We start from the raw sequence: 25,282 nt of genomic DNA, 5'->3' as shown, positions 1-25,282 counted from the left end.
CTATTTATGAAAAAGCGTACCCTTGGCTTTTGGGAAATCTGGAACATGAGTTTCGGTTTCTTAGGAATTCAATTTGGTTTTGCATTACAAGGAGGCTTCATGTCTCGAATATTTCAAACATTAGGAGCAAGTAAAGACGAAATCCCATTATTGTGGATTGCAGCACCTTTAACAGGATTGTTGGTACAACCCATTATTGGTTACATGAGCGATCGTACTTGGAGTGTAAAATGGGGACGACGACGTCCTTATTTTTTAGTAGGAGCTATCTTAAGTTCTCTAGCCCTATTTTTTGTGCCTTATTCTCCAGCACTTTGGGTTGCAGCAGGATTTTTATGGATTCTTGATGCTTCCATAAATGTCTCCATGGAACCGTTTAGGGCTTTGGTAGCAGATAAATTACCTGACTCACAACGCTCGTATGGCTTTGTAGTACAAACACTAATTATTGGTATTGGTACATGGGTTGCAAGTAATTTACCTTGGATGGTATCAAAATTTGGAGTTAGTGATGCAGCAGATTTAGGTGTTATTCCAGACTCTGTAAAAATTGCATTCGCAATTGGAGCATTCGTGTTTTTAATAAGTATTCTCTACACTGTATTTACTACAACAGAATATCCTCCAGAAGACATGGAAGAGTTCGAACGTGAAAAAGCTAAAAAGAACAACTTCATTCCAGACATTTTAAACAATATTGGTAACATGCCATTAACCATGAAAAAATTAGGAGTCATCCAATTCTTTTCTTGGTTTGCTTTTTTACCATGTGGAGTTTAGCCAATCCTGCACTTACAGAGCATGTGTTTAATACACCAGCTCCAATAGAAAGTGCTTTTGATATGGCAGACACAGTACAAAAAGCAGCGTTTGATACGCAAAACACAGCGTTTCAAAAATCATCAAATTTAGTAGGTTCTGCAATGGGAATTTACGGTTTATCATCAATGGCTTTTGCATTATTATTAGTACTGTATACTTCTAAAAGACGCATCAACCGTAAGCTAGTACATATGGGATCTCTAATTTTAGGAGGTGTTGGTTTCTTGGCCATGAATTATGCTTCGCCAGAACATCTTAAGTATTGCTTTGTTTTAATTGGTTTTGCTTGGGGAAGTATTCTTTCCATGCCTTATGCCATGTTATCTAGTTCTGTGGATCCTAAAAAAATGGGAGTAATCATGGGTATTTTCAACATGTTTATTGTAATCCCACAAATTATTGCTGCCTTAGGCGGAATCAACTTTGTCTCTAGTTTATTAGGTGACGAAGCTATAAATGCAATGACAGTTGCAGGAATAAGTTTAATAATTGCAGGACTTTGCAACTTATTAATCACAAACAAAAACGCAATTACTTATCAAGCTGAAGACATTTAAAAAAATGAATAAAAAAGGATTCATATTCGATTTAGATGGTGTCATAGTGGACACTGCAAAATATCACTTTTTAGCATGGAAAAACCTTGCAAAAAGTATAGATATAGATTTTACACACGAGCAAAACGAACAACTTAAAGGTGTAAGTCGTGTAAAATCATTAGAAAAAATACTGGATTGGGGAAATAAAACCATTTCAGAAGAATTATTTACATCATTAATGGGTAAAAAAAATGAAGAGTATTTAAGCTTCATTGCAAAAATGACAGATGAAGAAATTTTACCAGATGTACCAAAAACTTTAGATTATTTAATAGAAAAGAAACAGCCAATTTCCTTAGGTTCTGCAAGTAAAAATGCAAGACCAATTTTAGAAAAGGTCAATTTACTTTCAAAGTTTGATGCTATTGTGGATGGTAACGATGTTAGTAAAGCAAAACCAGATCCAGAAGTGTTTTTAATTGCAGCAAAGCATTTAAACATGAAACCAGAAGATTGTATTGTTTTTGAAGACTCTGTAGCTGGTGTTCAAGCTGCAAATACTGCAAATATGATATCTATTGGTATAGGAGAAAAAGAGGTATTACATGAAGCAGATTATATTTTTTCAGATTTCACCGAAATTGAAAACAGCTTCATTCAAGAATTAATAAACAGATAAAACAACGTCATTCTAAACATAGTGAAGAAATCTCATCTAAAGCGTATCTCTTCATTTTATGCTTCGCAATGACAAATAAATATAAAAAATGAATCAAGATTATATACAACCAGACAATTGGTCTATCATTGAAGAAGGTTTTGATGCAGATCGCGTTAAGTCTTCAGAAAGTTTATTCAGCATCGGAAATGGTGCAATGGGTCAACGTGCTAATTTTGAAGAACAATATACAGGTCCAACCTTTCAAGGAAGCTACATTGCAGGCGTTTATTATCCTGACAAAACCAGAGTTGGTTGGTGGAAAAATGGTTATCCAGAGTATTTTGCTAAAGTACTAAATGCTCCAAATTGGATAGGTATTAATGTAGAAATTAATGGAGAACAACTAGATCTAAATACGTGTGTTTCGGTTTCTAATTTTAGAAGAGAGCTTAACATGCAAGAAGGTTGGTTAACTAGATCGTTTACTGCAATGCTTCAAAATAAATTAGAAATTGAAGTGAAAGTACTTCGTTTTTTAAGTTTAGATTTAGATGAAGTTGGAGCTATAAATTATCAAGTAACACCTTTAAATGGAGAAGCGACTATTAAGTTTCAACCGTATTTAGATTCAGGTATTACAAATGAAGATACCAATTGGGACGACCAATTTTGGGATACTTTAAACGTAAGTACAGAAAACGAGCAAGCATTTATTGAAGCAAAAACAATGAAAACAGGTTTTCATACTTGTACTTTTATGCAATCTTCGGTTTTTGTAAATAATACAAAACAAGAACAAACACCAGAAATAGATAAACAGGAAAATGCTATTTCATTTACATATACAGTTTCTGTGAATTCAGGTGAAACCGCAAGCATCCAAAAGTTTGGTGGTTATACAGTAGATAGAAATCACGATAAAAATCAGTTAGTTTCAGCAGCTAAAAAAGCATTAGATACTGCTTCAAATTTAGGTTTTCAAGCACTTTTAAATAACCAAAAAGAGGCTTGGTCAAAAATTTGGGAAATGTCAGACATCACAATCGATGGAGATGTAAAAGCACAACAAGGTATTCGTTTTAATATCTTCCAATTAAACCAAACCTATTTAGGAAAAGATTCTACCTTAAACATTGGTCCAAAAGGTTTTACAGGAGAAAAGTATGGTGGAAGTACCTATTGGGATACCGAAGCGTATTGTATTCCTTTTTATATGGCTACCAAAGATCAAAAAGTAGCAAGAAACTTACTGCAATATCGTTACAATCATTTAGAAAAAGCGATTGAAAATGCAGAGAAATTAGGCTTTAAAAATGGAGCAGCATTGTATCCAATGGTAACCATGAATGGTGAAGAATGCCATAACGAATGGGAAATTACCTTTGAAGAAATTCACAGAAATGGAGCAATCGCTTTTGCTATTTTTAACTACTATCGTTATACAGGAGATTACAGCTATATTCCAGAAATGGGATTAGAAGTCCTTATCGGAATTGCTAGATTCTGGCAACAACGTGCTACGTTTTCAACAGATAAAAACCAATACGTTATTTTAGGTGTTACAGGACCAAATGAATACGAAAACAATATAAATAACAACTGGTACACAAACTATTTAGCAAAATGGTGTATTGATTATGCGTTAGAAAATATTGATAAAGTAAAAGAAGGTCATCACGAAGATTATTTGCGTATTTCTGGTAAAACAAAAATTACAGACAACGAACTAGAAGCTTGGAAAAAAGTAGCAGATAATATGTTCTTTCCATATTCTGAAAAGCACCAAGTATACTTACAACAAGATGGGTTTTTAGATAAAGAATTAATTACGGTTGCAGATTTACCAAATCAAGATAGACCAATAAACCAAAAGTGGAGTTGGGACAGAATCTTACGTTCGCCTTACATCAAACAAGCAGATACTTTACAAGGTTTTTACTTTTTTGAAGACCAGTTTTCTACTGAAGAATTAAAACGTCATTTCGATTTTTACGAACCATTTACAGTACATGAAAGCTCATTGTCACCTTGTGTGCACAGTATTCAAGCTGCCAAGTTAGACCAAATGGATCAAGCATATACGTTCTATTTACGTACGTCTCGTTTAGATTTAGACGATTATAATAAAGAGGTAGAAGAAGGCTTGCACATTACAAGTATGGCTGGAACATGGATGAGTATTGTAGAAGGTTTTGGTGGTATGCGTGTAAAAAACGATACACTACATTTTGAACCTCGTATTCCTAAAGAATGGGAAGCATATTCGTTTAAAGTAAACTTTAGAGATCAAATTTTAAAAGTGAATGTATCACAAGCGGAAACAACTTTCGAGTTAGAAGGGAATACAGATTTAAACATTCAAGTAAATGATAATTCAGTAACAGTATCGCCAAATAACTTGGTGAAAATTTAAAACTAAACACACTAATTAAAATGAAAAAATTAATACATCTAGCATTAATAATTTTAATTAGTGTTAGTTTTTCTTGTCAGAAGAAAACTGAAAAAGTAACAACTTCAGAAGTTGTAACCGAAGTTAAAAATGATATCGAGCGTATAGAACCTCCACATTGGTGGACAGGTTTTAATAATACACAAGTACAATTATTGGTGAAGCATCCAAACATTATGGAAGCAACACCTAGTATAAATTATGCAGGCGTTTCTATTGAAAAAGTGCATAAAGCTGATAGTCCTAATTATCTGTTTTTAGATCTAAATATTTCAGAAAGTGCGAAAGCAGGACAATTCAATATTCATTTTAAATTTAATGAAGAAAAGGAACTCATTCAAACTTACGAAATTAAAGCACGTGTCAAAGAAGCTTCCGATTATCAAGGTTTTGATAGTACAGATGCTATTTATTTAATCACTCCAGATCGTTTTGCAAATGGAGATACTTCTAATGATATAAAGGAAAGTTTAAAAGAAAAAACCATCAATAGAAAAGACGATTATGCACGTCATGGTGGTGATTTACGAGGTATTATTCAGCATTTAGATTATATAGAAGAAATGGGTTTTACCCAAATTTGGTCTTGCCCATTATTAACCAATGATATGCCAGAATCGTCCTATCATGGTTATGCTATGACCGATTTTTACCAAGTAGATCCACGTTACGGAACTTTAGAAGAATACCAAGAATTAGCTGCAAAAGCGAAAGAAAAAGGTATCGGTTTAATCATGGATCAAGTAGCTAATCATTGTGGAAGTGCACACTGGTGGATGCAAGATTTACCATTTAAAGATTGGGTGAACCAACAAGATAGTTTTGAGAATAATAAACCATTAAATAATTCCAACCACAGACGTACGAGTAACCAAGATTTGTATGCTTCTAAACGCGATAAAAAAGAAATGGCAGAAGGTTGGTTTGTACCAACAATGCCAGATTTAAATCAGCAAAATCCGTTTATGGCAAACTATATTATTCAGAATAGTATTTGGTGGATTGAAACCTTACAATTAAGCGGAATCAGACAAGATACTTATCCTTATCCAGATAAAATGTTTATGTCGGATTGGGCTGGAGCTATTATGGACGAGTATCCTAATTTTAGTATTGTAGGAGAGGAATGGAGTTACAACCCATTACTAATTGCCTATTGGCAAGAAGGTCATGACAATAAAGATGGTTACGATTCTAATTTAAGATCGACTATGGATTTTGCTATGCAAAAAAATACGGTCGATGCTTTAAATGAAGACGAAAAATGGGATACTGGTTTGGTAAAAATATACGAAGGGTTGGCAAACGATTTTGCCTATGCATCACCAAAAGATATCATGGTATTTCCAGACAATCATGATATGAGTCGCATTTTTACACAATTAAAAGGAGATGTGCCAAATACCAAAATGGCTTTAAGTTATCTGTTAACCTTACCAAGAATTCCGCAATTGTATTACGGAACAGAAATCTTAATGAACGATTTTGAAAAACCTGGCGATCATGGTTTGATACGCACCGATTTTCCTGGAGGCTGGCAAGGAGATGCTGTTAATGCATTTGCAAGTGAAGGATTAACCGAAGTACAAAAAGACATGCAGTTATTCCTTAAAAAAGTATTGAATTACAGAAAATCTAGTGATGCCATTCACAATGGACAAACCATCCATTTTGCTCCATTTATGGGAACGTATTTCTTATTTAGAGTTATAGAAGGTGAAACCGTTGTACATATCATTAATAAAAATAATGAACCAATTAGTTTAGATTTAAAACGTTTTGAAGAAGTTGGTTTACAAGGCAAAACATTAAAAAACATAGTAACGAATGAAACTTTTGTTTGGGAAGATGAAATTACCTTAAACGAAAGAGGAAGTTTACTATTATCTACTAAATTATAAATTAAATGTCACCTCGAGCGCAGTCGAGAGGTCTCCATCGTAATGAAAAATATTTTATACATATTATCCTTCTTACTATTTCAATTCACCTTTGCACAGGTTACTATTGTAGTTGAAGAACTTCCAAAAGATACTCCAAAAGATGCTTCTATATTTATTTCAGGAGATTTTGAAGGTTGGTCTGGAGGACATAAAGACTACCAATTACAACAAATAAATGGACAGTATCAAATAACACTTCCTAAAACAGAACAACGCATTTTATTCAAGTTTACCTTAGGGAATTGGGAGACTTCAGAAAGCACAAATAAAGGGTCGAAAATAGATAATCGTATCTATAAATTTTCAGAAACAAACGATACGCTAAAAGTAAAAATCGCAGGTTGGAGTCATTTGTTTGATCTTCAGGAAGCATCAACTGCTTCAAAAAATGTTACTGTTTTATCCGAAACGTTCAACATACCACAACTCAACAGAAAACGTCGTGTTTGGATGTATTTACCTGCAGATTATAAAACATCTAAAGACAATTATCCTGTAGTGTATATGCACGATGGGCAAAATGTTTTTGATGCCAGTACGTCTACATATGGTGAGTGGAAAGTAGATGAAATTCTAGACAAACTATTTAAGGAAAACCTAAAACTTATTGTGGTTGCTGTAGATAATGGCGAATCCAAACGCTTAGATGAATATTCTCCATGGACACATCCAGAATATGGTGGAGGCGAAGGTAAAGCTTATGTAGATTTTATTGTGAACACTTTAAAACCGTATATCGATACTAATTTCAATACTAAAAAAGGCAAATCTAATACCGCTATTTTTGGTAGTTCCATGGGTGGATTGATTTCACATTATGCTGCTTTAAAATACCCAACAGTTTTTGGAAAAGTTGGTGTGTATTCTCCTGCATTTTGGTTTGCTCCAGCAGTTAATGAGTTTTCAAAAAAACGAGCTAATATTCAAGACACAAAAATGTACTTTTTAGCTGGAGGAAAAGAAGGTGAAAATGCAGGTTTTAATGAAATTAGCCAAACGGTTACAGACATGAATCGTATGGTTTCTATTTTAACCGAAAACGGATTTCCTAAAGAAAACATACAATCTAAAGTTGTTCCTGAAGGAAAACATAATGAAGCGCTATGGGAAAACAATTTTGAGGAGGCTATTACTTGGCTGTTTGCAGATGCGATTCAAAAAAGAGAATTTAAATCTGTTGCATTTGAAAACAATCAATTACATATTCAGGTTTCCGATGGAAGCTATTCCATGCATTTTTACCATCCCGAAATTATCGAGACTACATTCTTGCCAACAGGAGAAGTATTTAATGAAAAATCACACGCGGTTGTTTTAGATAAAGCACTTTCTGATGTAAAATTTAATGAAACAGCTTCAGAGATTCGTTTTCAATCTGAAAAATTAAAAGTAAAAATCACCAAAGCACCTTTTCATATTTCGTATTGGAAAGATGGAGAGGAAGTGACTTCGGTAAAAAATGGCTATCAAAAAACGGATGCATTTGAAACTATTCATTTTAATTTAAAATCAGATGAAGTTTTATATGGTGGAGGCGCAAGAGCTCTAGGTATGAACCGAAGAGGAAACCGTTTAGAGTTGTACAATAAAGCACATTATGGGTATGAAGATAGAAGTGAGTTAATGAATTACACCATGCCAATTGTGGTGTCTTCTAACAAGTATCTTATTCATTTTGATAATGCACCCATTGGCTTTTTAGATTTAGATAGTAAAGGAGATAATACACTAACGTACGAAACGATTTCTGGTAGAAAAACCTATCAAGTGGTGGTTGGCGATTCTTGGTTAGATCTTACTAAAAACTATACTCAGCTTACAGGAACACAACCCATGCCACCACGTTGGGCTTTGGGTAATTTTTCTAGTCGATTTGGTTACCATTCTCAAGAAGAAGTAACTGCTACTGTAGAAAAGTTTAGAGAAGAGAATATTCCATTAGATGCTATAATTATCGATATTTTTTGGTTCGGAAAAACCGTCCAAGGTACCATGGGAAACCTAGCGTTTGATCGCGATTCTTTTCCAAACCCGAAACAAATGATAAAAGAATTAAAAGACAATAATGTTAAAACTGTTCTGGTAACAGAACCTTTTGTATTAACGACTTCTAATCGTTGGGACGAAGCGGTAAAAGCAGATGTTTTAGCTAAGGATTCTATAGGAAACCCATTTACTTTCGATTTTTATTTTGGTAATACTGGTCTGATTGATATTTATAATCCGAAAGGAAAAAAATGGTTTCAAAATATTTACAAAGACTTGGCCGATTTTGGTGTTTCAGGTGTTTGGGGAGATTTAGGAGAACCAGAAGTACACCCTAAAGGATTGCAACACGCAACTGGAACAGCAGACGAAGTGCATAATATTTATGGTCATCATTGGGCAGAATCTGTGCAGGAGATGTACACACAAAACTTTCCAAACACAAGACCGTTTATTTTAATGCGTGCAGGTAGTTCGGGATCACAACGTTTTGGAATGATTCCTTGGTCTGGTGATGTAAATAGAACTTGGGGAGGATTACAATCTCAGCCAGAAATTGCACTGCAAATGGGATTACAAGGTTTGGCTTTTATGCACAGCGATTTAGGTGGTTTTGCTGGTAATAATTTAGATGATGAGTTGTATGCACGATGGTTGCAATATGGCGTTTTTCAACCAATTTACAGACCACACGCGCAAGAAGAAGTGCCTGCAGAACCTGTTTTTAGAAGTGGTAAAGCGAAAGCTTTAGCAAAACAGGCAATCGAATTACGTTACCAATTACTACCTTATAACTACAATTTAGTTTTCGAAAATAACCAAACAGGAGCACCTTTAATGCGAGCTTTATTTTTTGAAGAGGAAGACAATACGAAGTTGCAAACTATGGTATCCACATACCTTTGGGGAAATGATTTTTTAGTGACACCAATTGTAAATCCACAACAAAAAGAAGCTGAAGTGTACTTTCCTAAAAACAGTAATTGGTTCGATTTTTATACCAATAAAAAAGTGGAAGGTGGACAAACACTTACTGTTAAAACAGAAGAAAATAGCATTCCAACGTATGTTCGTGGTGGCGCATTTATTCCAACTGCAAAACCTATGCAAAGTACTGCAGAATATAATGGAACCACTTTTGATTTGCACTATTATTATGATGCTTCTATAGTTAAAAGTGAACGCAAAATGTACAATGACGATGGTGAAACCAAAAATGCTTTTGAAAAAGGAAGCTATGAAATTCTAGAATTTGAAGTGGAAACCACTGCAAAGCTTTTAGAATTAGAGTTTGAAGCAGAAACAGGTACTAATTACAAAACAACTACTAAAAACATAGATGTTGTCATTCATAATTTTCCAAAAGCACCAAAAAACATAAAATTCAATAGAAAAAAATAGAGTTTAACTATAATGAGGTTTCAAAAACATTGACTTTTCAGGTGAATTGGAATACTTCAAATGAAGTAGAAACACAAATTAAATATTAAGTATAACATGAAAAAAAACATACTTTTACTTGCAATCGCTATTCTTGCTTTTAGTTGTAAAACAGATAAAAAAGCAAAGCAAGATATTGCAGAAAATCAACAAAAAGAAGACGCTAAAACGCCTTTTGTTTGGGAAGCAGCAAATATCTATTTTTTATTAACCGACCGTTTTAATAATGGCGATAAAACGAACGATGTTAATTACAACAGAAACAAAGAAACTGCTGTTTTACGTGGTTTCGAAGGTGGCGATTTACAAGGAATCACCCAAAAAATTGAATCGGGTTATTTTACAAATTTAGGTATCAATGCTATTTGGATGTCGCCAATTGTAGAGCAAATTCATGGCGCAACCGATGAAGGTACTGGAAATACCTACGGATTTCATGGTTATTGGACTAAGGATTGGACTAATATCGATGCTAATTTAGGAAACAAAGAAGATCTTAAAAACCTAGTAAATGCTGCACACAAAAAAGGCATTCGTGTGTTGCTAGATGCAGTAATTAATCACACAGGTCCTGTTACAGAGCAAGATCCTGTTTGGCCAAGTGATTGGGTAAGAACAGATCCACAATGTCGTTACGATAATTACGAAAATACCGTTACTTGTACCTTGGTTAAAAACCTTCCAGACATTAAAACCGAAAGCAACGAAGCTGTAGAATTACCACCACAATTGGTAGAAAAATGGAAAGCCGAAGGTCGTTATGACCAAGAAGTTGCAGAGCTAGATGCCTTTTTTAAAGCCACAGGTCATCCTCGTGCACCTCGTTTTTACATCATGAAATGGTTGAGCGACTATATTACAGATTTTGGTATTGATGGTTACAGAGTAGATACTGTTAAACATACAGAAGCTTTTGTTTGGCAGGAGTTTAAAGACGTTTGTGATAACGCTTTCGCGGAATTTAAGCAGCAAAACCCAAACAAAGTTTTAGACGATAATGCTTTTTACTTGGTTGGAGAAGTGTATAACTACGGAATTTCTGCAGGAACCGCTTTCGATTTTGGAGATAAAAAAGTAAACTATTTTGATGCTGCTTTTAATAGTCTAATCAATTTTGAATTTAAATGGAATGCTGCACAGCAAACTTATGAAGAACAATTTAAAAAATACGATAGTCTTTTACATACCAATCTTAAAGGTTATGGTGTTTTAAACTATTTAACGTCTCATGACGATGGGCAACCTTTCGATAAAAACAGAGAGAAAACCTACGAAACTGCAACACGATTATTACTGTCTCCTGGAGCGTCACAAGTATATTATGGAGACGAATCTGCAAGAGATTTAACTATAGAAGGTACTGTTGGAGATGCTACTTTAAGAAGTTTCATGAATTGGAATGAAATAGCACAAAAACAAGATTTACTTATCCATTGGCAAAAATTAGGACAGTTTAGACGTAATCATCCTTCGGTTGGAGCAGGAAAGCATACCATGCTAAGCAATACACCTTACTTTTTTAGTAGAAGTTATACCAAAGGCGATTTTAAAGATGACGTCATTGTTGGTATCGATATTCCTCAAGGAAAACATACTATTGATGTGTCTTCAGTATTTAACGAAGCCTCTCAAATTAAAGACTTCTATTCAGGAGAAATTCTAGAAGTTACAAACGGAAAAATTACAATTGAAACAGAATCTAACATCCTATTATTAGAAAATATTAAATAAAAATTCACATGAAAAAACTAATCTTATCTCTTGCAATACTTAGCGTTTTTGCTTGTAAAGAAGAGAAAAAACAAGAGGAAACTAAAGTTGTTACAGAAGAAAAAGTAGCAATAGAACCTATTTCTGCTTCCGATTTAGAAACTGCTGTTATATATGAAGCAAATATTAGACAATATTCACCAGAAGGCACTTTTGAAGCCTTTACAAAAGACATTCCGCAGTTAAAACAATTAGGTGTAAAAGTAATTTGGTTGATGCCTGTATTTCCTATTTCGGAAACAAAACGTAAAGCTACAGGAGGAGAAGATAGCAAGTTTGCAACCGATTTTCCAGAAGCAGAACAAGACAAATATTTAGGTAGTTATTATGCGGTTTCCGATTTTACTAAAATCAATCCAGAATTCGGGACCATTGAAAATTTTAGATACTTAGTAAAAACAGCACATGACAATGGTATCTATGTGATTTTAGATTGGGTTCCTAATCATACAGGTTGGGATCATACTTGGTTAAAAACCAATCCAGAATATTACACACAAAACGAAAAAGGAGAAGTAGTACATCCTGTAGATACAGATTGGACCGATGTTGCCGATTTAAATTACGATAATCAAGAGATGCGTAAAGCAATGATTGCAGACATGACCTATTGGTTAACAAAGGAAGGTGTTGACGGATTTAGATGTGATGTTGCAGGATCTGTACCAACCAACTTTTGGCAACAAGCGATACCAGAATTGCGTGCTAAAAAAGACATTTTCATGCTAGCAGAAGCTTGGAAACCAGAATTGTTAAAAGACGGTTTATTTGATATGGGTTATGCTTGGGATAGACACCACGCTATGAATGCTATAGCTCAAGGTGAAAAAGATGCAACCGAATTTACAACTGCATTACAAACCGATTTTGATCGTTATGAAGCAGACGATATTTTAATGAATTTTGTAACCAATCACGATGAAAATTCTTGGAATGGTACCGTTAAAGAACGTATGGGAGATGCTAGTGAAATGATGACTGCTTTAGCTTATGTAACTCCAGGAATGCCATTAATTTATTCTGGTCAAGAATATGATTTAGACCATAGGTTATTGTTTTTTGAAAAAGATAGTTTTCCGCATACCAAAGGTAAAACATGGAAAGTGTTAGAACAATTAGCAACATTAAAACAGAATAATGCTGCTTTACATGGTGGAAAAGTTTCAGCTAAATACAACGCAATTGATAATGGAAAAGATGTGATTTCTTTTTCAAGATCAAAAGGAAATGATGAGGTTGTTTTTATTGCAAATGTTTCAGAAGAAAACGTAAAAGCTAATGTGCCTCAAAAAGGTAATTTTGTAGACTATATGTCTAACGAAACAGTAGAATTAAATGGTGATGCTATTCCTTTAGCTAAAAAGGAATACAAGATATTGGTTAAACAATAGTTACAGTAGTCTTATCTTTAAAAAGTTGGAGGAAACTCCAACTTTTTTGTTCTAAAAAACTAATAAAATCTCTTTATCAGTGAGTTATGTTTTAAATGCGGTGTATTTTGGTTAAAATTATGTGGTTTTGATGTTTTAAACGCTAAACCCTTTTATAATAATAGATAAGAGTGTTTTTTTATCTATTTTTGCAGTCTTATGCAAGATTTAAAACTTTCAGATTGGTTACCTACCACAAATAAAGAGGTCAAAATTCGAGGATGGGAAGCACTTGATGTTATCCTATTTAGTGGAGATGCTTATGTAGATCATCCAACTTTTGGACCTGCAGTAATCGGTCGTATGTTAGAAAGTTTTGGTCTGCGTGTGGCTATTGTTCCGCAACCAAATGTTAACGATAATCTTCAGGATTTTGTTAAACTAGGGAAGCCAAAATTATTTTTTGGTGTTACAGGTGGTTGTATGGATCCAATGATTAGTAATTATAACGCTAATAAAAAGAAACGTGATAAAGATGCGTATACTCCAAATGGAGATATTGGGTTTAGACCAGATTACGCAACATCAGTTTATTCTAAGATTTTAAAAGATAAATGGCCAGATACACCAGTTTTAATTGGTGGTATAGAAGCGTCTTTACGTCGTGTAACACATTATGATTATTGGAGTGATAAGTTGTTACCTTCTATTCTAGAAACGTCAAAAGCAGATATGTTAGTGTACGGAATGGGAGAACAACCCTTGCGTGAAGTAGTACGTTTGTTAGAAAGAGGCGTGCCTTTTTCTAGTATAAATACAGTATTACAAACTGCTGTACTTTTAAATAAAGACGATAAAATTCCGAAAAACAGTAATTGGGAAGATGTAGAAATAGCATCGCATGAAGTGTGTTTAAAGGATAAGAAAAAATATGCTTCTAACTTTAAAGTGATTGAGCAAGAATCTAATAAGTTAGCTGCAAGACGTATTTTTCAGAAAGTAGGCGATAAGACGTTGATGATAAATCCGCCTTACCCAACCATGACTGAGGCTGAAATTGATGCGTCTTTTGATTTGCCTTACACAAGATTACCACATCCAAAGTATAATAAGCGTGGACCTATTCCTGCTTATGAGATGATTAAGACCTCTATAAATATTCATCGTGGTTGTTTTGGTGGTTGTAGCTTTTGTACTATTTCTGCACATCAAGGAAAATTTATTGCATCTCGTAGTCAAGAATCTATTTTAAAAGAAGTTGATAAAGTTGCTAGTATGCCAGATTTTAAAGGCTATTTAAGTGATATTGGAGGACCAAGTGCTAACATGTACCAAATGAAAGGTAAAGTACAATCTATTTGCGACAAATGTGTAGCACCAAGTTGTATTTCGCCAGTAATATGTAGTAATTTAGATACGTCTCACAAACCATTAACCGATTTATACCAAGCTGTAGATAAGCATCCAAAGGTTAAAAAATCGTTTATAGGTTCGGGTATTAGACACGATATGTTAGTACCAGAATTTAATAAAAATGCCGATCCTAAAGAGTTGGACGCTTACACAGAAGAGGTAATGACTAAGCACGTATCTGGACGACTTAAAGTGGCGCCAGAACATACTAGTGATCCTGTCTTAAAATTGATGCGTAAACCGTCGTTTAAATACTTCCATAAGTTTAAAGAACGTTTTGATAAGATTAATATTAAAAAGGGATTAAAACTTCAGTTAATACCTTATTTTATATCAAATCATCCAGCTTGTGAGGTTGAAGATATGGCAAATCTAGCTGCCGAAACTAAAGACATGGGTTTTCAGTTAGAGCAAGTGCAAGGGTTTACACCAACGCCAATGACTGTGGCTACTGTAATTTATTATTCAGGTTACCATCCATACACGCTTAAAAAAGTAAATACCCCAAAAACTAGAAAAGAAAAGGACGAGCAACATCGTTTTTTCTTTTGGTATAAAGACGAAAATAAAGCGTGGATTAAAAAGACGTTAAATAAAGTAGGACGTCCTGACTTATTAAAAGTGTTATTACCTGGAAAAGAAGAAAAATGGCGAAAAAATAAGCCTAAAGGTGAAGCCAAAAACACATTTAATGATGCAGTACCTTTTAATCAGCGTAAAAACAAAGTAAAGTATAAAGGCAATAAAAAGAAACGTCGTTAATTGTCTTGATGTTTTTTTGAAGTTTTCAAAAAACAATTATTTTTGAATAGCATTTAACTGTTTAAAAATCAATCAAAATGACTAATAAAATACTGTTTGCTCTAACTTTTCTTATTCATTCATTTTTATACAGTCAAAATGTAGGAACAAATTATTGTGGACCATATACAATATCGCAACCTTTAGTTTATAACAATATTCATAATGTAACCATTTTTGGATTAGAAATTACAAATCCTAATGGACACTGTATTGTGCTTAATAATTGTAGTAATATTACTATTGAAAATTGTTTATTAAAAGAAGCAACTGGCAATGCAGTGAATATCGAAAACTCTAACGGAATTACTGTTACCAATTGTAAAATGGAATCTGTTTCCAGTGGAGTTTATGTGCAAGGACAAAGTTCTCAAATTCAGGTTTTATATAATACTTGTAAAAATGTAAATGGACCATTTCCTAGAGGTCAGTTAGCACAGTTTAATGGTGTCTCTGGAGTAGGAAATAAAATTAATTATAATGTAGCCGAAAATATTTTAGGTGACAGTTACCCTGAAGATATAATTAATATTTACAACTCAAATGGTACAGCAGCAGACCCAATTCAAATTAAAGGCAATTGGATTCGTGGTGGTGGACCAAGTGCGTCTGGAGGAGGCATTTTAATTGGCGATAACGGAGGGTCTTACACTACCGTTGAAGATAATATTTTAGTAAATCCTGGTCAATACGGTCTTGCAGTTGCAGGTGGAAATAATATGATATTATTAAATAATACAGTTTTTGGAGAACAAAACTATTTTACTAATGTTGGTTTGTATGTTTGGGACCAATATCAATCGTCATGTAGTAATATTACAGTTTCAGGAAATCAAGTCCATTGGACACATGCAGATGGTTATTCAAACAGTGCTTGGAACGGTAATAATTGTGGTGTGATTGCAGATTGGGATAACAATACATGGGATGCAAATATTGATGCCTCTATTTTACCTAATGTGATTGATAGTTGTAATAGTTTAGGTGTTACAGATACGCTTCAAAGGGAGTTTACATTTTTTCCTAACCCAACAGCTGGTTTGTTTTCAATTAAATTTGAAGAATTTCAAGATAACATCACTATTCAAGTCCTTTCGGTTTTAGGACAGGTTGTTCAAAAAGAAAAATTTCAAAATACCAATCAGATACGTTTACATATTAATCAATCTGCAGGAATTTATTTTGTAAAAATCATTGATTCTAATATTAGAGAAGATATAATACGAGTCATTAAACAATAAGAAAAATCCACTAATACTATTAGTGTTTTTTGGTTGATTGATAGGAGAGGTTGTGGTATTACTCTTTTTATCTTTTAAAGTAACGATGTATTAATCATTTGGTAAAGACATGACGTTAACAATATCTGTGTTTATCCATTTTCTTGATTAAATTAAAACGTTGTAAATTGAATATGGTTTTACTGTATTATAATCTATTTATTGTAGATTTTTACTTGCATTTTAGGAATGAATATGTCTTTAATTCAGAATTAATATGTGACTATATTTTTTTGAAATAAAGTAAAAACGAAATTGTAAATTATTTTAATTAAATTGATTGCTAAGTTTAGAATATAACTTCTTACTATGAAAAAAAGCTTACAACTACTTAATGGTATTGCATTTGTTTGTGTAATAATCATGAACTTTTTAGCCAATACAGGTTTGTTAAACGATACAACCATTGGAGAAGTGTCTAAACAATACAATACTTTATTTACTCCAGCAGGTTATGCATTTTCTATTTGGGGAATTATCTACTTATTGCTATCTGGATTTATAGTATATCAAGGTAGAAGTTTGTTTGTTACTGTCCGAAATGACGATTTTTTATTAACCACAGGCTTTTGGTTTTTAGCGTCTTGTTTAGCCAATTGTTTATGGATTGTCTCATGGATTTACGGTTACACATTAATATCTAGTGTTTGTATTTTTTTATTACTATTTACCTTGATTAAAATTGTACTAAACAATAACATGGAATTGTTTGATGCACCAATCTCAGTAATTATATTTTTATGGTGGCCTTTTGTAATTTATAGTGGTTGGGTCGCTGTAGCAAGTATTGCCAATGTCTCAGCAGTATTAGTAAAATATAATTGGGATGGTTTTGGATTGTCTGCAACCGTTTGGACGGTTATAATGTTACTAATAGCAACAGCGTTAAATTTAGTGGTGACATGGACACGTAATATGCGTGAATTTGCACTTGTTGGAGCTTGGGCACTAATTGCCATTTATATAGCTAATAAAAATGGAAATGTAACAGTGGCTTATACAGCTATTACTACTGCAGTAGTTTTAATAATAAGTAGTTTATCCCATGGTTTTATAAACCGAAAAACAAATCCTGCAATTAAATGTATGGAGTTTTTTGAAGGGAAGAAAGGTTAGAGCTTAACCAATCGAAAGTTTCGCTGCATCTTTCCATAAATAATTAGGCATTGGTTCATTTAATTTCCAATTAATACTCATTGGTTTTGAACCGTAATTATTGATTTTTAATATCGTATATATATATAGTGTAAAGTATTGTTTTTATAGGTTTTAATCTCGTTTTTTTTGTATATTTAAGTAGCTAAATATATGATTTTATGAATTTTATTGAAAGAGATAAACTAAGACATCCATATTACAAAATTATGGAATTGGACAAAGAAGAACTTTTAGTTGAATTGACTAGTTGGTCTCGCTTAGAGTTAATAGATTGGTTATGTTGGAATGATAAAAATGGAATTTATAGAGATGATGAATCTTTAAGTGAAGTTGGTGTTATTTTGGATAAAGAAATTGCTATTGAGATTATGAGTAGGCAGATTTTAGAGGGGTAATTTTAGCTGTTTATTTTAAATATATTTCGTCTCTTACATAACTAGCATTAAACCAGAAACAATGTTTTGTATAATCTGTTAGTCCTGTTAATTTATCCGCAATAGGTAATGGATAAGTATCGTCGCGATTTTGAGCATGAGGTCTAACATGGCTGATTCTATTTTCAGTTTTCTTTGGAAAATATGTTTTTCTTATGCCTTTATTGGTGATTTCTTTTACAATTTCTCCATTTGAAATGGTTTTTACCATTTCCTCCCAAACATTTTTTGCTTCAAGAATATCGGAATAAGGCATATTCCAAAATTTGACTTTTCGTAAAATTAAATTGTCATCCTCAAATTGATAAAACACAAAGAAAAATTTACTTTCCAAAATGTTTTTAAAATCGGAATCTTCCCATTCTATTTCAATTAATTCTTCATATTTAAATGTTGGAAATGAAATATCTTCTTTAGGTAAATTATTCTCTTTAAGCCTGATTGTTTTTACTTGTATGTCAGCTTTTTCAAATTCTTCTATTTTTTGACCAAGTTCAAGACCAAGAATTGTATTTGTTAGGTTCGCAAAATAACTTTTTGCTTTTTTATTTAATTTTAAACCTAATTCTTTTTCAATTTGTTCCGAAGATTTAGCATAAAAAGGATGGAATTTTAAGATTACTATTTCCTCAAATGTCTGGACTTTATCTAAAATTTGAGGTTGTTGTATTATTTTGCCATATACAGCTGTTTCCTCTTGTGCTATATTTGCAATAATGTGATTTACATAACCTTGTTTAAGTGAATATGCTCTTTGTTTAGCTTTCTCTGTATTGAATGGTTGCTCTCTGTAAGATTTTGCAGCTGTAGATCCTTTAGTGCATGCGCCAAGATAAAAGGTGTCGCCTTCAGATAGTTCGTGAGCTTTACCATCTTTAATTTTTCTATTTATTAGCTCCCAGTCTTGTTTAATGATTTTTAAATCTTCATTTGGATATTTCCAACCGTCAACTAGTTTAATTATATAATCTAATAGGTTTAATTCTCTATCGTGAAGATAAAACACTAAAAGTAGATGAGCATTTTTCTTAATAAATGAACTAGATTCAAAAACTTCTTTATGTACTTCTAAATAGTTGATGATATTTAAAACAAGTCGCTCTTTAGAACGAAATTCTCCATTCTTTAAAGTTTTTAATGGAGTTGACTTTAACTCTAGACCTGCTTCTAAAAAATCTGGTTCAGCATCAGAATTTGGTTCGTATCCAAAATAGAATTTTTCTAATATTTGGCCGAAGTTTCCTTTTCCTTTATATCCGTGTTTTTCAATTTCAGAGCCACAAGCTTCCCTTAAAGTTTTGTTTTTAAGTTGTTTTGAAAATTCAATAATTGAATTTGGTGAGTTTATATCATAGTTACCTTCTTTATTCATTTGGTGTAATATCTGTAAAGTCTAATGAATTGTTCTCTTCGTTGAATCTGTACTGAACTAATTTTACATTATTCCATTCTGTAGAAACAGATGGTCTTACACCTTTTATGAATTTACGTTCAACATTTTCAAGAAAAGTATCTAAAGCATCTTGTGTATAATTAAAACCGAGCATAAATGCTTTAATCATACTATAATCGCCATAAGCATATTCGTTTTTTACCCAATCAACATATTTCATTAGTTGTAAAATGTCTTGAGAATTAATTTCATCTTTCTTAATTTCTACTACCAAATAATCTGAAATTGTTGGTTTTTGATTTTGTATATATTTATATCCAAAAACATCCATTTTATCCATATAATCAACTGGTTTAAATGGTGAAGCAATAACTTGATGAGTAATATAATCCCAAGAACCAAATATGTTTATTGCGTTTTGTAAATTATTTGTTATTTGATAAATTAGAGATGCTTCAATAGCCATTTCGTGTCTTAAACTACCGTTTGGTTTATTTATGGTGTTTAAAAAAGGTGCTATATTTAATTGGTAATTAAGATTGTTATTTATTTTTTCTCTTATTAAATCGTGATTAATTTGATAATTACTTTCAAAGGTGTTATTGTTATCAGGATTGTTAATTGCATCAATATTTCTCCTTAAGATTATATCTTTAAATGCTTGATTCTCGGTATCTGAAAATTTTATAAAACTTAATTTCCAAAAAGCTCTTAGTATTTTGAACTTTCCAGGAGCAGATGACAAAGTTTCATCCATATCAATTCCATTTTGGAAGAAAAATGGATAAGGCTCAAAAGTGCAAATGAATCTATTATTTATACTATTTTCTCCATTATCGTAAAGCAAATCACTTTGAATGTCAATATAGTTTTGATTGTTGGGTAAATTAGCATTAGGGTAGTTTAGAAACTTACAGCTACCATTTATATTAATCAATTTACCAATTCCATAAATTTTTCTCTCAAAAAAGAAGTAGACATTATCACCTTCTTTCATAGAACAATAATCAGCAAAAGTTCCTTCGTGTTGTATCCTCCAAATATTATTTTGTGGTCTTGAAATTAAAGTTGAGTAAACACCTAAATTTATAGATTCAATTAATGATTCAATGCTATTTAAACTAAATAAATATCCTGCCATTATAAATTTACCTGTTTATAAAGTTCTTTACCAATTCTTTCAATAACTCCAACAACGAGCGCATTTCCCATAAAAAAAGCTCTTTTGGTATCTGTAATGCCTTCAAGTTGTGTATGATTATCTGGAAACATATTTAGCCTTTCTAATTCAATAGGTGTTAATCTACGTAATCCTCTATCGGATTTAACAACATGCTTAAATCTAGATGGAGATTTTCCTCCTTCTCCAGTAATTATAGTTCTTGATGCATTGTCAAGAGAATCAGGATAAATCATTGCTCCTTCACCATAATTGTATTCAAAGCCATCTTGTGTAATTCTTTTTTCTTTTTTGATCCTTTTAAGTATTCCCACATTTCAATTTCTGTGGTTATGACTCGTTTTTCTCCATCTCTATTTGTTATTGTTTTTGGAGTTTTTAGTTTTTTATCTTTGATAAAGAATTCATCTGTGACTTCTCCATTTTGTAGTAAATCACCTAGTTTGGTTTTATTGCCTTTATATTCTGGTTGACTTTTAGTAGTATAAACTTTACCTTCAATCAACATTCCTGTGTTTTGAAAAGGAGATAGTTTACCGTCTTTATTAAAATTATCTGTTATTTCAACCAAGTTACCTTTTAGTTCAACTTCTTGTAGCTTATTTGGTTTTAAAATAGGGAAAGCTTTAGCAATAGTTCCTTCTTCTGAAAGCCAATCTATTTTATTAGTTTTTTTAAGTTCTTTGTAAGCGTTTGTTGATTTGTGATATCCAATAAAGAACACTCTACGTCGTCTTTGTGGCATTCCATATTCAGCAGCATTAATAACTCGCCATTCTACAGCATATCCTAGATCATTTAAGCTTTGAAGCATTACAGCAAAATCTCGTCCTCTTTGTTTTGCAGGAGATTTTAAAAGTCTATCAACATTTTCTAAAAATAAATATTTAGGTTTATTCTTTTTATTTTCTAAAATGCTATGTATTGACCACCAAAGGACTCCTTTTTTTCCTTTTAGTCCTTTAGAATTATGTAGGGTAGTAGCAACAGAGTAATCTTGACATGGAAATCCTCCAACTAAAAGATCATGATCAGGTATTTCTTCTACATTTCTAGTTACAACTTCATTTATATCTTCATTTGAATGATTTTCTTTTCCAAATCTTGCTTCATATACTTCTGAAGCATGTTGTTTTTTTGTAGAAGGTTCCCATTGATTACTCCATACAATTTCAAAATCACTTTTCTCAAGTCCAAGTCGGAAACCACCAACACCAGCAAATAACTCTGCTACTTTAATTTTTTTATTTGCCATTATCTTGAGTTTTATAATAATTGATTTTTTTTCTGCTACTTTTAATATTTCAGTAGTAGATTCTGAATATTTTAAATCTTCTGCAATTTTATCAGAATACCAGCTTATGATTAAATCTTTCTGAGAAAGATTATAAAAATCTGCAAGTCTAATCAATTGCTCTTTTGTAGGTTTGCGTTCGTTCTTCTCAAATTTACTTATAAGCGATTGGTCAATATCAACTTCTGCTGATACTTTTCTTAGAATTAAATTAATTCCATCTCTTGCTTCTTTGAGAGTCTCTCCTAATGTTTTCATTAGACAAATTAGTTTTAGACAATTTTTGTCCAAATATAATTATTTTTATATTTAAAACAATGTTTTAGTTTAAAAATCTATTAACGCGCCTCCAACCAATTCAAACCAGTATCTACCTCAACATTCAAAGGCACCTCCATTTTAAAGGCATTTTCCATTTCGGTTTTAATTAAAGTACTCATTTCCTCAAGCTCTGGTTTGTAGACATCAAACACCAATTCATCATGTACTTGTAGTAGTATTTTGGTTTTGTTAAAAATCATTATTTTTTTAATTACCATTATAAGTTTTCCAGGTGCCTTTTACCTTTTCGTTATCTTTATACATGCCTTCTTTTATTAGGACACTATAGTTATTGTATTCTTGATACAATCCTGTTTTTTTTATGGTATAATTTGAATCCATAAATATGGATGTTTTACTTGATAAGGATTCAAACCAACCTTGATAAGTGTTTACGATACCTGAGCCTTTTTCATCGATAGTCATGCTGAATAATTTATTACCATTTACTTCATAGATGTCTGTTTTTAAACGTGCACTATTATTATATTGTGAAAATATTGTGTTAGCATTGGGTGTCCTTATAAAGGATTGATCATCTTCTTGATTAAGAATCATGTAAAATATTTTTGAAAACCCATGTTTTTCCCCTTTGTTATTAGTTTGGTAAAATCCTATAAACTGATTACTAAATTCTGGTTTATTGGTGTTTTTACTACTTTCTAGTATTACTACTTTGTTTCTTAAGCTTTTTTTGGAAGATTAGATACTATGTCTGATTTTGCACTATTTGTTACGGTTTTACTTTTTATGAAGTCTAATTGCTTGCCTTTATTATCGAAGAATTTAGTTTTTTCAATATTTACAGATGCATCATCATTAAATACCATATGACATAATTGTTTACCATTGGTATAATAGTTTGAAATAATGCCTTTGTCAACGTTAATGTGGCTTCTTACTTCTCTTTTGTTACCATTTGGATAATAGGTAATAAAAGGTCCTATTTCTTTATCATTTTTATAATTTAAGGTTTTGGTAATAATCCCTTCTTGATTATAAAAATGCCATGTTCCTGTTTTCTTATTATTGATAACTTTCCCCTCAATAATTAAATTGTTTCCAAATCCATAAATTTTAATATCTCCATTTGCGGTACCATTTACATAGTTAGCATCCAATATGAAATCTTCTCGATTGTTTGTGGTAAACCTCCAAGGACCTTCAGGTTTTCCTTGTCTACATTCGCCATAACCATATTTAAATATATGATAAACATTATTAATAAATGATAAGTCTAGTCCAAGAAACTTATTGGTTTTAGCATACTGAGTTTCAAATTTTAAGGCTTGAAACCCATTTAATTTATAGTCTAGTTTTGTTTTAAGTTGGTTGTTTTCATTTTTAAGTAAGTTATCTTTCTCTCGAATTATATAAGCTTTGTTGTTTATAATTATGCTGTTTTCAGAACTAGCAATACTATCAAGTTTTTGGTTAAATATATTGTTTGTTACAGTTAATGTATCTTTTTGATAATTGGCTGAATTATTAATAAATTCATAGTAGTTTTGGTTTGCTTTAATCTCGCTATTTTTTATAAATATTTTACTACCATTATTAGCAATAATATAATCTCCATATCTTCCAGAGTTTTTTGTAAAACGGCTATTGACGAAGTTAAAATTAGTTTCGTTATCCGAATTAATTAAACCAGAAATTCCATTGTTTTCTATGACAGTTTCAAAACAATCTAATTTTAAAACTTCTAAATAAAATACAGCGTCATAGATATGATTATTAGTTATACTAACATTTTTTAGAGTAATAGTATTCTCGTAATCATAATATTCCTCTTCTTCCTCTTCTTCCTCTTCTTCTGGATTTTCTTTTATTTCAGAAAAAATAATAGAATTTAAATCGTTGTTATAGAAAGCACTGTTTTGTACATTAATGTTTTGTGATGATGTGCACGAAATTCCGTATATATTATTATTAAAAAAATGACAGTTTTTAAAATCGATATAATTACTATCTCTAATGTAAGCGCCAATTTGACCACTACCGTTAAAGTAGGTATTGTTAAATAGTAAATTGTTACTTTCAAGGATAATCACAACATCTCCTTCACAACTAGTGCTTACATTATGATAGAAATTTAAGTTTTCAAGTACTAAATTTTGACAATTATTAATGGTAAGCACATCTGAAACTTCATCGTTAACTACAAAAGCAACAGTTCTATCTTTTCCTCTTATAATTAAATTATCATAACCATACAAACCTAATGCTAATAACTCGGCATCATATTCATAGCTATAGCTAGTAGTGTAATAGGTTTCATGATTTATTTGTTTAATATCATCTTGTGTATTTATGCTCTCTTTATTTATTGATTTAAAGTAAGTTTCAAAATTAAGCGTGTCTGTTGCTACTTCTATTAAACGGTTTGAAGATAATGCTTCCAAAAACTCTGCTTCATTTTTTACTGTAATAGTATCGCTTATTGCTACTAATGGTTTTGTGTCTATGTGATAGTTGATAAACTCGTCTAGGATATATCCTGATAATATATTATAATCAGGAGTTTTATATTCTACTTTAACCCATTTACCATTTAATAGTTTGTCTTTTTGAGTTTTATATTGTTTAAATGTGTTGCTTGTTTCAACGATATGTACCAAAGCACCTTGTGGTAATGTTGAGACTATTTTACTATCAAAATTTTGTTTATTGTAGATGTGTGTGCCTTCTGTTCTGTTTATAAAACCTTGATGAATAGCTGTTGAATTTTGTAACTCAAAGTTTTGTAAGGAGTCTACTTTAATTTTGAAATCAGGTTGCTTTTCTTCTAAAAAAATAGAATGAGGAGTAGTTGGTTGCCATTCTTCAATCTCAGTTAATTCTGTGTATTTATGATTGGTTATATCATAATTGCCTCGTACTATAGGCATGTTTGTTTTGGTTTCGGGAATAATTACCGTTTCTTTTTCTTTTTTACAACCATATAGTGACACTAAAACAATAACTGTTATTGTTTTAAGGATTTTAATTGATTTCATGATATTATTTTTAATGTTTAAATAGG

14 protein-coding genes and 4 pseudogenes are annotated in these 25,282 nt (G+C 31.9%); 11 read left to right on the top strand and 7 right to left on the bottom strand.

Features of this window, described 5'->3' with window-relative positions:
• The first annotated feature begins 6 nt into the window (after positions 1-6).
• The 11 genes and pseudogenes from AC0L4B_RS01985 (at position 7) to AC0L4B_RS01935 (ending at position 18,030) form a co-directional block, all read left to right on the top strand.
• A pseudogene (locus AC0L4B_RS01985) lies at positions 7-1,379 on the top strand (MFS transporter).
• Between the two features lie 4 nt (positions 1,380-1,383).
• On the top strand, positions 1,384-2,040 hold the full coding sequence (pgmB, locus tag AC0L4B_RS01980; protein WP_473438324.1) for a beta-phosphoglucomutase: 657 nt from the start codon (positions 1,384-1,386) through the stop codon (positions 2,038-2,040).
• 88 nt (positions 2,041-2,128) lie between these two features.
• The gene (locus tag AC0L4B_RS01975) at positions 2,129-4,435 is read left to right on the top strand and encodes a glycoside hydrolase family 65 protein (protein ID WP_473438323.1); all 2,307 of its coding nucleotides are present in this window, start codon (positions 2,129-2,131) and stop codon (positions 4,433-4,435) included.
• Positions 4,436-4,455: 20 nt separating this feature from the next.
• Complete coding sequence (locus AC0L4B_RS01970) at positions 4,456-6,375, top strand: glycoside hydrolase family 13 protein (RefSeq protein ID WP_473438322.1); 1,920 nt, start codon at positions 4,456-4,458, stop codon at positions 6,373-6,375.
• Positions 6,376-6,417: 42 nt separating this feature from the next.
• Complete coding sequence (locus tag AC0L4B_RS01965; RefSeq protein WP_473438321.1) at positions 6,418-9,804, top strand: TIM-barrel domain-containing protein; 3,387 nt, start codon at positions 6,418-6,420, stop codon at positions 9,802-9,804.
• Positions 9,805-9,900: 96 nt separating this feature from the next.
• Positions 9,901-11,574, top strand: a complete 1,674-nt coding sequence (locus tag AC0L4B_RS01960; RefSeq protein WP_473438320.1) for an alpha-amylase family glycosyl hydrolase — start codon at positions 9,901-9,903, stop codon at positions 11,572-11,574.
• Positions 11,575-11,582: 8 nt separating this feature from the next.
• Complete coding sequence (locus tag AC0L4B_RS01955; RefSeq protein WP_473438319.1) at positions 11,583-13,004, top strand: alpha-amylase family glycosyl hydrolase; 1,422 nt, start codon at positions 11,583-11,585, stop codon at positions 13,002-13,004.
• Positions 13,005-13,202: 198 nt separating this feature from the next.
• Entirely contained in the window at positions 13,203-15,158 is a 1,956-nt protein-coding gene (locus tag AC0L4B_RS01950) for a YgiQ family radical SAM protein (protein ID WP_473438318.1), read from the top strand.
• A gap of 77 nt (positions 15,159-15,235) precedes the next feature.
• On the top strand, positions 15,236-16,438 hold the full coding sequence (locus AC0L4B_RS01945; RefSeq protein WP_473438317.1) for a right-handed parallel beta-helix repeat-containing protein: 1,203 nt from the start codon (positions 15,236-15,238) through the stop codon (positions 16,436-16,438).
• A 348-nt stretch (positions 16,439-16,786) separates the two neighbouring features.
• Entirely contained in the window at positions 16,787-17,593 is an 807-nt protein-coding gene (locus AC0L4B_RS01940) for a tryptophan-rich sensory protein (protein ID WP_473438316.1), read from the top strand.
• A gap of 200 nt (positions 17,594-17,793) precedes the next feature.
• The gene (locus AC0L4B_RS01935; RefSeq protein WP_473438315.1) at positions 17,794-18,030 is read left to right on the top strand and encodes a hypothetical protein; all 237 of its coding nucleotides are present in this window, start codon (positions 17,794-17,796) and stop codon (positions 18,028-18,030) included.
• Between the two features lie 10 nt (positions 18,031-18,040).
• On the opposite strand, the gene AC0L4B_RS01930 is transcribed toward AC0L4B_RS01935, so the two are convergent.
• From AC0L4B_RS01930 to AC0L4B_RS01900, 7 genes and pseudogenes are all read right to left on the bottom strand, one after another.
• Positions 18,041-19,441 carry a Sau3AI family type II restriction endonuclease gene (locus AC0L4B_RS01930; protein WP_473438314.1) on the bottom strand — a complete coding sequence of 467 codons (1,401 nt, stop codon included), beginning with the start codon at positions 19,439-19,441 and terminating at the stop codon, positions 18,041-18,043.
• A complete protein-coding gene (locus AC0L4B_RS01925; RefSeq protein WP_473438313.1) occupies positions 19,434-20,603 on the bottom strand; it encodes a hypothetical protein in 1,170 nt (389 codons plus the stop codon). Before AC0L4B_RS01925 ends, AC0L4B_RS01930 begins: the two co-directional genes overlap by 8 nt.
• Positions 20,603-21,897, bottom strand: a pseudogene (gene dcm, locus AC0L4B_RS01920) (DNA (cytosine-5-)-methyltransferase). The gene AC0L4B_RS01925 and the pseudogene dcm overlap by 1 nt, the downstream one beginning before the upstream one ends.
• A 168-nt stretch (positions 21,898-22,065) precedes the next feature.
• Positions 22,066-22,194: pseudogene (locus tag AC0L4B_RS01915) on the bottom strand (helix-turn-helix domain-containing protein); the annotation flags it as partial.
• A gap of 80 nt (positions 22,195-22,274) precedes the next feature.
• Positions 22,275-22,445 (bottom strand): annotated as a pseudogene (locus AC0L4B_RS01910) (DNA polymerase); the annotation flags it as partial.
• A 19-nt stretch (positions 22,446-22,464) separates the two neighbouring features.
• On the bottom strand, positions 22,465-22,815 hold the full coding sequence (locus AC0L4B_RS01905; protein WP_473438312.1) for a hypothetical protein: 351 nt from the start codon (positions 22,813-22,815) through the stop codon (positions 22,465-22,467).
• Positions 22,816-22,940: 125 nt separating this feature from the next.
• Positions 22,941-25,256, bottom strand: a complete 2,316-nt coding sequence (locus AC0L4B_RS01900) for a right-handed parallel beta-helix repeat-containing protein (RefSeq protein WP_473438311.1) — start codon at positions 25,254-25,256, stop codon at positions 22,941-22,943.
• Positions 25,257-25,282 lie beyond the last annotated feature (26 nt).

This window comes from Olleya sp. NP1-10 (assembly GCF_055804415.1).
Note: the sequence above shows the minus strand (reverse complement) of the source record. Positions and strands in the feature narration are given on the sequence as shown.